This is a genomic window from Erythrobacter sp. (assembly GCF_024305245.1).
GTDB lineage: Bacteria > Pseudomonadota > Alphaproteobacteria > Sphingomonadales > Sphingomonadaceae > Erythrobacter.
This window is the reverse complement of record NZ_JAMWYX010000021.1, coordinates 1-10,491: the sequence shown is the minus strand read 5'-3', so window position 1 is coordinate 10,491 and position 10,491 is coordinate 1. Positions and strand designations below refer to the sequence as shown.

The 10,491-nt window shown below is 57.1% G+C and carries 11 protein-coding genes; 9 read left to right on the top strand and 2 right to left on the bottom strand.

What is annotated here, in order from left to right:
* Window positions 1–528: 528 nt before the first annotated feature.
* The 3 genes from Q0L48_RS16585 to Q0L48_RS16575 all read left to right on the top strand — a co-directional run bounded on the left by Q0L48_RS16585 (window position 529) and on the right by Q0L48_RS16575 (window position 2,578).
* Window positions 529–1,308 (top strand): PEPxxWA-CTERM sorting domain-containing protein, encoded by a 780-nt coding sequence (locus Q0L48_RS16585; protein ID WP_296722802.1) that lies wholly within the window; start codon window positions 529–531, stop codon window positions 1,306–1,308.
* Window positions 1,305–1,988 (top strand): L,D-transpeptidase family protein, encoded by a 684-nt coding sequence (locus tag Q0L48_RS16580; protein ID WP_296722800.1) that lies wholly within the window; start codon window positions 1,305–1,307, stop codon window positions 1,986–1,988. The genes Q0L48_RS16585 and Q0L48_RS16580 overlap by 4 nt, the downstream gene beginning before the upstream one ends.
* Before the next feature lie 134 nt (window positions 1,989–2,122).
* Entirely contained in the window at window positions 2,123–2,578 is a 456-nt protein-coding gene (locus Q0L48_RS16575; protein ID WP_296722804.1) for a CAP family protein, read from the top strand.
* Between the two features lies 1 nt (window position 2,579).
* Here the strand turns inward: Q0L48_RS16575 and Q0L48_RS16720 are convergent, their stop codons facing one another.
* Window positions 2,580–3,581 (bottom strand): cell wall hydrolase, encoded by a 1,002-nt coding sequence (locus Q0L48_RS16720; protein WP_367274056.1) that lies wholly within the window; start codon window positions 3,579–3,581, stop codon window positions 2,580–2,582.
* A 519-nt stretch (window positions 3,582–4,100) separates the two neighbouring features.
* Between Q0L48_RS16720 and Q0L48_RS16565 the strand changes: the two genes are divergently transcribed.
* The 6 genes from Q0L48_RS16565 (at window position 4,101) to Q0L48_RS16540 (ending at window position 10,231) form a co-directional block, all read left to right on the top strand.
* Window positions 4,101–5,081, top strand: a complete 981-nt coding sequence (locus Q0L48_RS16565; RefSeq protein ID WP_296722798.1) for a UDP-glucuronic acid decarboxylase family protein — start codon at window positions 4,101–4,103, stop codon at window positions 5,079–5,081.
* A gap of 296 nt (window positions 5,082–5,377) precedes the next feature.
* Window positions 5,378–6,256, top strand: coding sequence for an exosortase V (xrtV, locus tag Q0L48_RS16560; RefSeq protein WP_296722797.1), 879 nt, complete (start codon window positions 5,378–5,380; stop codon window positions 6,254–6,256).
* The gene (gene epsI / locus Q0L48_RS16555; RefSeq protein WP_296722795.1) at window positions 6,249–6,956 is read left to right on the top strand and encodes an exosortase-associated protein EpsI, V-type; all 708 of its coding nucleotides are present in this window, start codon (window positions 6,249–6,251) and stop codon (window positions 6,954–6,956) included. The genes xrtV and epsI overlap by 8 nt, the downstream gene beginning before the upstream one ends.
* Before the next feature lie 12 nt (window positions 6,957–6,968).
* Window positions 6,969–7,823 carry a SurA N-terminal domain-containing protein gene (locus tag Q0L48_RS16550; RefSeq protein ID WP_296722793.1) on the top strand — a complete coding sequence of 285 codons (855 nt, stop codon included), beginning with the start codon at window positions 6,969–6,971 and terminating at the stop codon, window positions 7,821–7,823.
* Between the two features lie 93 nt (window positions 7,824–7,916).
* Window positions 7,917–9,020, top strand: coding sequence for a glycosyltransferase family 4 protein (locus tag Q0L48_RS16545; protein ID WP_296722791.1), 1,104 nt, complete (start codon window positions 7,917–7,919; stop codon window positions 9,018–9,020).
* Between the two features lie 23 nt (window positions 9,021–9,043).
* Window positions 9,044–10,231: a glycosyltransferase family 2 protein gene (locus Q0L48_RS16540; protein WP_296722790.1), complete on the top strand. Its 1,188-nt coding sequence runs from the start codon at window positions 9,044–9,046 to the stop codon at window positions 10,229–10,231.
* Here the strand turns inward: Q0L48_RS16540 and Q0L48_RS16535 are convergent.
* On the bottom strand, window positions 10,116–10,490 hold the full coding sequence (locus Q0L48_RS16535; RefSeq protein WP_367274055.1) for a WecB/TagA/CpsF family glycosyltransferase: 375 nt from the start codon (window positions 10,488–10,490) through the stop codon (window positions 10,116–10,118). The genes Q0L48_RS16540 and Q0L48_RS16535 overlap by 116 nt on opposite strands.
* Window position 10,491: the final 1 nt, after the last annotated feature.

The following is a 10,491-nucleotide window of genomic DNA, read 5'->3' as shown; positions in this document are numbered from 1 at the left end:
TCCTCGAAGTGCTCGAAGCCCGCCGCGCCGCTGATGCCAGCGGTGAGCGCGCTGCGGCGGCACTGGGCCGCGCTGCACGCGCACGCATCCTGCTGTGGCAGGCGCTGGGCGGGGAAATCAGAACAACGCGACCCGGCCGCTAAGCGGTATCGCATTCGATAAGACAAGCGTTGCCGACCATCGAGCCAGAATCGCGCCATGTTTTCCGGCAAGTCTGGAACGCCAACAGCGCAGCCCCAACTTTGCTTAAAAGCAGGATCTGACATCGAGCATGCCAACATCTTTCAGTGCCTGAAAGGCAGCGCGCAAGCGCAATAGCTCGGAAAATGCAGAACTCGCTGTAAGACTATCAATCAGGGGCCGCAAATCACCGGCCGCACTGCAGCGGCCCCACCTGCCACAAGGCGACGGCGGCGCTGGCAATCGTAGTGCCCCATCGCCCGCCATTGTAACGTGCATCCCAGCGATAATGCCGCAATCGGGACTGTCTCTTGGCTGCACACTATCACCATGAAATGGGTAATTCGTTTGACCCAGCAATCAGCTTGGGGGATGGGCTTTCATCATGAGCGCAACCGGATCCAGCATCGATCAATTATGATTCTCCCACGGATCTTGAGGACTAATCCGAGATATGGAATCCTGCTCGCGCTAACGGCCATATCCGTCGTAAGTGCTTCGGCTCTGGATTACGTGGGCCTTGCACCATGGGCATCTGTGCTTTCGAATGAAACGCCGGACGTTGTGCGAAAAAGCGCAGAACCAGAGGCTTCCTTCCTGACGCTGTCCGAGTTCATCGAACGTTCGCCTGGTGAACGTGGGGAAGTGAACGCGCTTAAGGGCAAGGGCCTGATCACATCTAAATTGGCGGCTCTACAGGATGCGCCAGCTGCTGGGCCGCCCTTCCAGCGAGCGCTGGGCAAGATTTTTGACCCCGAGCCTTTCGACATTGCGGCGGCAGAAGAGAACCCCATTGTGTTTCTGACTGCGCCGATTGCGGGTATTGGAACGCCCGAAGGGTTGGTGCCGCTTGGATCAGCCACGGGTGCATCCTCCGGATTCCCTTCCGGAGCGGGCAGCATTCCTGGAAGCTTTGCTGTTGCTCCGCCAATTTCCTCTTCCCCTGGCGGCGGCGGTGGCGGTGGCGGTGGCGGTGGTGGAAGCGACAACCCGGCGCCGCCATCCATTGGCGCCGTACCCGAACCAAGCACATGGCTGCTGATCCTGATGGGCTTCTTCAGCGTCGGGTTTGCGCTTCGCAGGAGACAGGCGCCTGCCATGCATCGGAATGAGCCGGTATCCTCGTGACCCGGACGCTTTTGGGCATCTGCGCTGGCATAGGACTTGTCATCGCGCTCTTCTTTTTTCCAAGATTGTCGGCCGGGGAAGAGCGCGTCGCCAGCGACCCGAAGTCCGCTGGCGAAGTCAGCCGTCCTCCTGGCAGCGATGCTGTAAGACGAGCGGCCATAGCGTCACATGAGACCGAGGCGGCCGCACTAGCAGGGTTGATGCCGGCCGGCGTTAAGTCAGTCTTGGCCGTGACCAAAACTCTGAAGCACGGCGATTTCGTTTGGGACGACCAAGGCATCCCTCAGGGCCCCGTCCATGTCTGGGTTGATCTTCGGCGGCAGACAATCTCTGTCTTCCGTGCGGGCCATGAAATCGGCTCATCGATCATTGTATACGGCGCAGGAGAAAAGCCGACGCCGCTTGGATCATTCGAAGTTTTGTCAAAACATCGCCACTATCGTTCGCGACGCTATGACGCAGAAATGCCTTACTCTTTATTCATCACCAGAGACGGCATCGCTCTGCACAGTTCTGTGTTGCAGCCCCGTCATGCGACACATGGATGTGTGGGGTTGCCCGACGAATTTGCACGGCGGCTGTTTGAACTGGCCGACCTAGGCGCAGTCGTAGACATTACCCGCTCGGATCCGGAGATCATCGAACGTTTCGTGAAACGTTCGCAATCTTCGGTTCGTTAACCTTGTTACTCAAGGACCGCTTAGGCTTGGACCTGCAATGATGCCTTCCTGACCAAGGAAGGATCAAGACAATTAGGGTCTCTCGTGCCAAAAGGTTCTGCGTGCTGCTTGCAGCCTTGATCGCTCTGCCAGGAATGGCGGATCGTCTGAACAATTTCGACGAAAGAATAGTAGCCGCACACAATCGCGAGCGCGCAGCCCTTGGCGTACCCGCTCTGGAATGGGACCCCAAGCTGGCTGCGGGGGCTTCGGAGTGGGCTGACCATCTCGCTACATCAGGAAGGTTTGAACACTCTCCAAACTTGCCCAATCGTCCGCGGGAAGGCGAAAACATCTGGGGCGGAACCAGAGGCGCATTTCCCCCCGAAGCGATGGTGCATCTCTGGGTGACCGAGAAAGTCCACTTCGTCCCTGGGGTTTTTCCACGCAACAGCCGCTCGGGGCGTGTTCAGGACGTTAGCCATTATACGCAGCTGATTTGGAAAGAAACCACCCATGTCGGTTGCGGGGTCGGACAGGGCGATGGAGAGGATATTCTTGTGTGCCGCTATCGCCAACCTGGAAACGTAATCGGGAAGCGCCCGCTATAGCTCAGTCAGCAATCAAAGTGCCGGCTAACTCGTCAGCCAAGAGTGATCCCTGCGCTCGGTCTGCTTGCAGTTTTGTTGCCGTTTGAGGCGAGCTATGAGGCCCCGGGTCTGCCGGGATTGCGATATCACCTTGCGCCTGCTGCCGCTGATCGACCGGCGGTTCGAACGTCACATCAAACCCGACAACATCAACGCCGTGAAGATAGCTCGCAGCTGATTTCCACTGCATCGCTTGATGGATATTATAGTCACGATCGAGGGTGAATACCTGATCGAAGGCCCGCCTCTTTCCCCACGAACCAGACCAGCGGTAGAAAATATGGCTGCCAATCGCTGCAACCTTATCAAGCGAGGAGGCCCAGTATGGGCGCACATAGTTGGCATGGTAATGGGTCGCCATGCCCACTGATGGTTCGACCGCGCCGGACAATGCAGCAAGGGCGATCTGCCGGGCAGACTGCCATCCGTATCGGCTTGGCCTGCGGTAGAGACTGCCATCGCAGGTAAACGTGAACTGACACCCGGTCACGCGGCTCGAACCTTGCATGACAACCTCGCAAACCGAGTTGGGAAAAGCCGGATGGCGGACGCGATTGAGGATGACCTGCGCCACCGCCCGCTTACCCACCGCGCTCTCAGTCGCCGCCTCATAGTGGATTGCAGCCGTCAAGCAGTCGGTTGCCGACGCCCGCGCGAGAAACCATTGCTGCTCAAGCGGGAGAGAGAGTGGCAGAGCCGCCTCTAGCTGCTCCGACGAAAATGGCGTGCGCAGATTGGCTTCGCGCGCATCTATTTCTGAAAGCGGCTCAAGCGACGAAGGCGACAGATCGATCAACGGACTGGCTGGCTCCGCCAGCGAAACCCGCAGCACCGGTCCGCCATTGCCCGTCCCCGGCGCGCTGGGGACCGCCGAGCTTTTGGGCAAGGTTGCCGCCGCAAACAGGGTCATTATTGTCAGAACAAGGCGTGTGAAGGTCATCATTTTTAGCTTCTCGTCGCCCATTACCTTGCCGTGTGTAACGCATGTGGAACGGCCGCAAGCAACTGCTGTGTCCCGCCGCGTGCCGAAATGGCACTTCCCCCGGGCGCTCGATTGCGGCATCACGCCGCCGAGGCCAAGGTGGATCAAGGGTGTACCGCCTCTTAGAAGGCCATCAGACGAGGTTTGCAAGCTGCTTTAGGGCTGCCCCTCATAATTGGATATAAATTCCATAATGTTAGAGTTCCATCTTTGGATCGATCGTCCGGGAAACATGGGAGGAGAGGCGCTCGGTCTCACTCACGTAGTGCGTGTGTCGTCACGTGCACCCACTTTTGGATCGATTCGCCCGAGCGAAATTCGAATTGGGTCAGTGTGGAATGGATGCGCGACCGGATCGTCAAGCTTGTTACATTACAACTCGGATTAACCGATAGGGCCTAGGCAAGGGTTGCCAAATGGACGTGCAGTTGATCGGCGCCCGATCGCTTCGCGTTCGCCCATGTCAGAACAGGCAATAGCGGCCTAGCAATTGGAGAACGTATGAAAAAGCATCCTCAACAAAGCGTTGTCGTAACTGGAGGCGCTGGATTTCTGGGATCCTATATTTGCGAACGCTTGGTCGACAGCGGCAGCGACGTGATTTGCGTCGACAACTTTTTTACCGGCAACAAGGACAACATATCGCACCTTATTGGCCGGACCAATTTTGAGCTCCTCAGGCACGATGTGACCTTCCCGCTCTATGTAGAAGCGTCCAAGATTTTCAATTTTGCATGTCCGGCAAGCCCAATCCATTATCAATTCGATCCGGTGCAGACGACGAAGACGAGCGTGCACGGAGCGATCAATATGCTTGGTCTTGCCAAGCGCACGAAGGCCAAGATCCTGCAGGCATCCACATCAGAGATCTACGGAGATCCCCTCGAACATCCGCAACGGGAGGAGCATTGGGGTAACGTCAATCCGATCGGCCCGCGATCGTGCTATGATGAGGGCAAGCGTTGTGCCGAAACCCTGTTTTTCGACTATAGGCGGCAGTTCGACATGCCGATCAAGGTTGTAAGAATTTTCAACACCTACGGACCACGCATGCGGCCCGATGACGGGCGGGTCGTGTCCAATTTCATCGTCCAGGCGCTGCGCGGTGATCCGATAACGATTTATGGTGATGGCATGCAGACGCGGTCATTTTGTTATGTTGATGATCTAATCGACGGCATTCTGGCAATGATGGAAACGGGAGATGACGTGACAGGCCCCGTGAATCTGGGTAATCCCAATGAATTCACGATGTTGGAGCTCGCTGAAGTGATTATTGCGGAGACAGGATCGAAATCCAGGCTAGAGTTCAGGCCGCTCCCGCAAGATGATCCCAAGCAAAGAAAGCCGGATATCTCTCTGGCCAAGGGCACTCTCGGTTGGGAGCCCAAAACCCCGTTGCGCGAGGGGATTCGGAAGACCGCTGCCTATTTCGAAAAGGTTCTTGAAGACAATCCGGAAGCCTCGGCCTACTCGTTATAGGGCGATCCCTGCCTTTATACTGACGGAATTGGTCCCTCCTCACCGATAGCAAGGGATTCGGTGCGCGCATCATCGAGCCATCGCGCCAACGAAAGGGAGGGTGACAGCAGGCCCTCTTGCGACTTTAAGTTTCGACATGATCAGAATATGTGCTGCAAACGTCTCAGATTAGAACGCATTGAATGGTATCGTGATGCGAGATTGGCAAAGCGATCAGTCCATCCTATTGCGATGACGAACAGGGGGCTTGAGAGGAAGTTATGGAAGGTACGGCTAGGGCGCAGCCCACGTCCCGCATGCTGACTGAATTTCGCGCCAGCACAATCGCCTCGTTCGCGGTTCTGGCTGCCGGCATTGCCCTGTTTGCCATTCCAACGCTTATCTTTGTGATCCAGGAATATTGGTCCCGAGAAGACGGTGCGCACGGCCCGATTGTGTTGTTTACGGGATTGTGGCTGGTTTGGCGCCAATGGCATGATGCGATAAGTGCCCGGGAGATCCCTTCCGGCATTCGTGTGTGGGGCAGCCTTTCGCTACTCGTCGCATTGCAGGTCGCCGCACGCATCACGCAGATTGTCGAACTCGAAGGGTTCCTGATGTATGGATCCCTCATCGTCGTTCTTTACGCCTTCGTTGGCGCGGAGGTTCTTAAGCGACTCTGGTTTCCAATCGTCTATATCGGCTTCATCTTCCCGCCGCCGGAAACGCTGGTGGCAGCGGTAACCGTACCGATGAAGATGTGGCTGTCGGTTGCCGCCATTCGGTTCCTCGATTTGTTTGGTTATCCTATTGGCGGTGAAGGTGTTCGCATTTTCATCGGCCAGTATGAGCTGCTGGTAGCGGCCGCGTGCGCGGGGATCAATTCGATCATTTCGCTGTCGTCCATATCGCTTTTCTACATCTATGTCCGGCATCAGGCTGAATGGAGATATGCAGCGCTACTGGTGCTATTTATCGTTCCCATTGCGCTGCTTGCAAATTTCGTGCGCGTGTTGATCCTGATCCTCCTGACCTATCATGCGGGTGAGGCTGCGGCCCAGGGTTTCCTACATAATTTTGCGGGGATCGTGATGTTTGCTGTCGCGATTGCGGCCGTCTTTGCGCTTGATAGTGTTCTGAAGCCAGTCTGGAACCGTGTTTTTCCAAGCAGCGACCGGGGGGACTTACATGCCTGAAACATCTCCTTCGGTCGGCGTGGAACAAACGCTTGTTTCGCGGCGCAGCTTGCTGATCGGAGCCGCATTGGCCGCAGCATCTGGGGTTGCATTTGCGCGTCAACCGGTGCCGACCCACCCAGTCATCGAAAAAGAGGCGTTCCGCAGCTGGATCCCAAAGGAAATCGGCCCCTGGAGAATGGATACGGCGAGCGGTATTGTTCTGCCTCCTCAGGATGCCCTAAGCGACCGGCTCTACGACAATCTGGTAACGCGCACGTATGTTTCTGCTGAACAGCCGGCGGTGATGCTGCTGTTGGCCTACAACAACATCCAGGATGGGGTCTTGCAAGTCCACCGCCCGGAGATCTGTTACCCCGTCGGCGGGTTCGCGCTTAGCAACTCACGGCAAGACGATATCGTCATGGGCAAGAAGCCAGTGCCTGCAAATTTTTTCACTGCGACCGGCTCCGGCCGGGTCGAGCAAGTTGGTTACTTCACGCGCGTCGGCAACTCTTTCCCGCGAACCTGGGGCGACCAACGCCTGTCAGTCATCAAGGCGAACCTGGCGCAGGAGGTGCCTGACGCCATGATGATGCGGGTCTCGGTTCTTGCTCTGGACCAGGGTCAGGCACAGAGCGTTTTGTCCGACTTCTGCAATCAGTTTTACCTCAACTCCGATGTCATGCTGCAGCGCCTGCTGCTCGGTCCGAACACGTAAGGTGATCAAACCATGAGACTTAAATACACTGCTGCTTTGTCGTTGATAATGCTGGCCGGGCTCTCCGGCTGCAACCGCGAGGCGACCGGGCAGGTCGCGGCGGTCGTGAATGGCGACGAGATCACGCTTCAGGAAGTGAACGCCGAGATTGCAGGCCTGCAATTACCCGAGTCCGTTGACAAAAAGGTCATCCAGCAGCAGGCAATTCAGCGCATCTTGGAACGCAGGTTACTCGCACAGGCCGCCGCTGAAGAAGGCATGGATTCGAGCCAGGATTACCTCATCCGCGAACGCCAGCTGCGCGACAATCTTCTTGTACAGCTGCTAGGAGAGCGTCTGGAGCGTACAACCAAACCGCCCGAGCCTGCAGAACTGGATCGCTATATTGCGGAAAACCCGGGTCTGTTCAAAGATCGGAAGATCTTCTCGGTTGACAGGATCCAGTTTCCTGCGCCTGCCGACATGAATAAACTGAAATCGCTCGAAGACGATCACTCGATGGCGGCCGTGGCCACTCGTCTGAGCGGAATGGGTATCGAGTTTCGGCGCGGCGAGGGGCAAATTGATACTGCTGCAATCGGTCCAGCGCTCCTGAAACAACTTCTTGCCCTCCCCCCCGGTGAGCCATTCGTGGTTCCCGAAAATGGTATAGTGACGATCGGCGTGATCACAGGTGAGCGAACCGCTCCGCTCGCCGGGGAAGACGCGCGCACCCTGGCGCTCCGATCGCTTCGTTCAAAGCAGGTGAATGATGCGGTGCGACAGCGGCTTGAGCAGGCTCGTTCGAAAGCCGAGATTTCGTATCAGGCCGGATTTGGCCCCCCAGCAGCAGGGGAGCAAGGCAAGAAGGTCAGTGCAAGCGAATGATGCGCATCTTTCCCAACGCAATGTTGGTTTTCCGAAGCGCTATCGACCGATGGCTTCGCCGCGCTCAGTTGAACAAGGATTAGCCTAAAGCCGATGAAGGTTCTGTTCGCCCTGCCCGGTTTCCATCGCTACGAGCGCGGCGCTGAAGTGGCTTTGCTTTCTGTTGCCGACGCGCTCGCCGAGACGGGCGCAGATGTGACTGTCATGGGTTCAGGGTCGACGCGCGCCAAATCGCGCTATGACTTTGTCGAAGTGCCATCGGTGCGCCGCGAGCGTTTTGAGCGATTTCCCTCCTTTCCTCCCTTACGAAGCGAAACCGCTTGGGAAGATGCGACTTTTGCGCTCGCGATGATGCGGGTCTATCGGCCCGAAAATTACGACTTCGTTGTCACCTGCTCCTTCCCGTTCACGCACTGGGCCTTGCGCCGCCGAACCAAGCGCGCGCCGCTGCAAATTTTTGTGACACAAAATGGCGACTGGCCGGCTTTCTCAAATGATGGTGAGTTTCGCACGTTCCGCTGCGACGGCCTCGTTTGCACAAACCCGGACTATTATGAGCGTAACAAGCAGGTCAGGAACTGTGCGCTCATTCCCAATGGTATCGACTTGCACAAGTTCGCACCCGGGAAGAGCGAGCGTGAGCGGCTGGGATTGCCGCTTGACCAGCCTATCGTGCTGATGGTCAGCGCCATGATCGAGAGCAAACGGGTTCTTGATGGCATCAGGGCTGTAGCAGAACTTGACGATGCGGTTCTCGTGGTCGCTGGCGATGGGCCCTTGCGAGGTGAGGCCGAAGCGCTCGCTCGCAAATTGCTGCCCGACAGATTCATTCGTGTCAGTTTGTCTGCCAGCGATATGCCTGCGCTGTATCGATCGTCAGATGTATTTTTGCATATGTCGATGCTGGAGTCGTTCGGGAACGTCTTCCTGGAAGCCTGGGCTTGCGGATTGCCGATCGTTGCGCAGGAGTCAGAGCGACTGCGCTGGATCCTGGGCAAGGAGGCCCCCTTTCTTTGCGATACACAGAACCGGCAAGCGACAGCCGCGAATTTGCGGACGGCTCTCCTGTCGGGACGGAGCAGCGAACTCCCCGAAGCAATTCGAAATTTCAGCTGGTCCAGGATTGCGCAGGATTATCTTGCGTTTTTTGAACGCTTGGCCACCGGCTCTCGTGGCGATTTGGTAGGAACTCGGTGAGCGAACAAGGCAATCCCCTCTAGATGATGTCCACTGTTGCAATGCTCGCCGCTTGGCTCATCGCTCTGCCTTTCAGCGGGGTAAGCCTCTACCTTTGCTGGGAGATCCTGTGCGGATTGAAATCGTTGCCACGCCGGAGCTTTAGCGGCCAAGCTGACATAGACATCGTAATCCTTGTGCCGGCTCACAACGAGGCTGGAGGGATCGCCAAGACTATCCATGGGGTCCGCTCGGTTCTGCCGCAGGCGAGATTGCTGGTGGTCGCCGACAACTGCACAGATGATACAGCAAGCCTTGCCGCCGACGCTGGTGCTGAGGTGGCGGTGCGGCATGATAGCTCGCATCGGGGCAAGGGGTTCGCGCTCGATTTCGGCCGCGAACATCTTCGTGCCGCCCCTCCGGCAGTCGTGATCGTGCTGGATGCCGACTGTCGCCTGAAGAGTGGCAGTGGTGAGATGCTCGCTTCTGCCGCCTTCCACCTTGATGGACCAGTGCAGGCGACCAATTTGCTCGTTGCCTCCGCACAAGCGCCTGCGCTTGAAGGAATTTCCAATTTTGCCATGTTGGTGAAAAACCTGGTCCGGGCAAGGGGCCTGATGCGCATCGGCGGCGGCATTACCCTGTTCGGGACGGGCATGGCGTTTCCCTGGAACCTGTTTTCGCAGCTTGACCTCGCTTCGGCGCACTTGGCCGAGGACCTGGAACTCGGCTTGCGCCTGGCAAGAAAAGGCATTCGCGTTGAGCTCATCGACGAGGCAGTTGTTACAAGTCCCGCCGCAAACGTCTCGGACAGCCGCGATCAAAGGCGGCGATGGGAACACGGCTTTCTCAATCAGGCAATGAGTTCGTCCCTTCCCTTATTAAAGCTGGGACTGAAGAATCGTTCGCGGCATTTACTGGGTCTTGGTGCGCACATGCTGGTGCCGCCTATCGCGCTTCATCTGCTCTTGGGCGGCTTCGCCATGATCTCAACTGCGGCGTTGAGCCTCATCAGTCAGTCTGTAAGTCCATTTCTTACAACGCTTGCAAGCGTATGTTGCCTGATAATCCTGCTCTTTTTGGCTTGGTTCAAGGAGGGGAGACAAACCCTCCCCTTCATGGCCTTGGTTCGCGCCCCGATGTATGTTGCTTGGAAGATCCCGATCTATCTGGGATTCGTACGGAATCGTCAGACGGGATGGCAACGGACTCGGAGGCCAGACGAGCCTTAGGCGTAGCTCGCCAGCGCAACCAGATCATGAAGATTCGCGGACCAAGGACAAGATATCGCCGCCAAAGCCGACGAGGTTCGCTGAGGAGGCGGAAAAGCCATTCCAGAGCGAGTCGTTGCATCCAGATCGGCGCGCGCTTCTTCGCCCCAGTGAGAAACTCAAGCGATGCGCCGATGCATATCGCCGTTCCGCGCGCCCGACCTTGATTGGCAATTTCCCAGCAGGTTATCTCACTTTGTGGAGCGCCGATCGCAAACAAA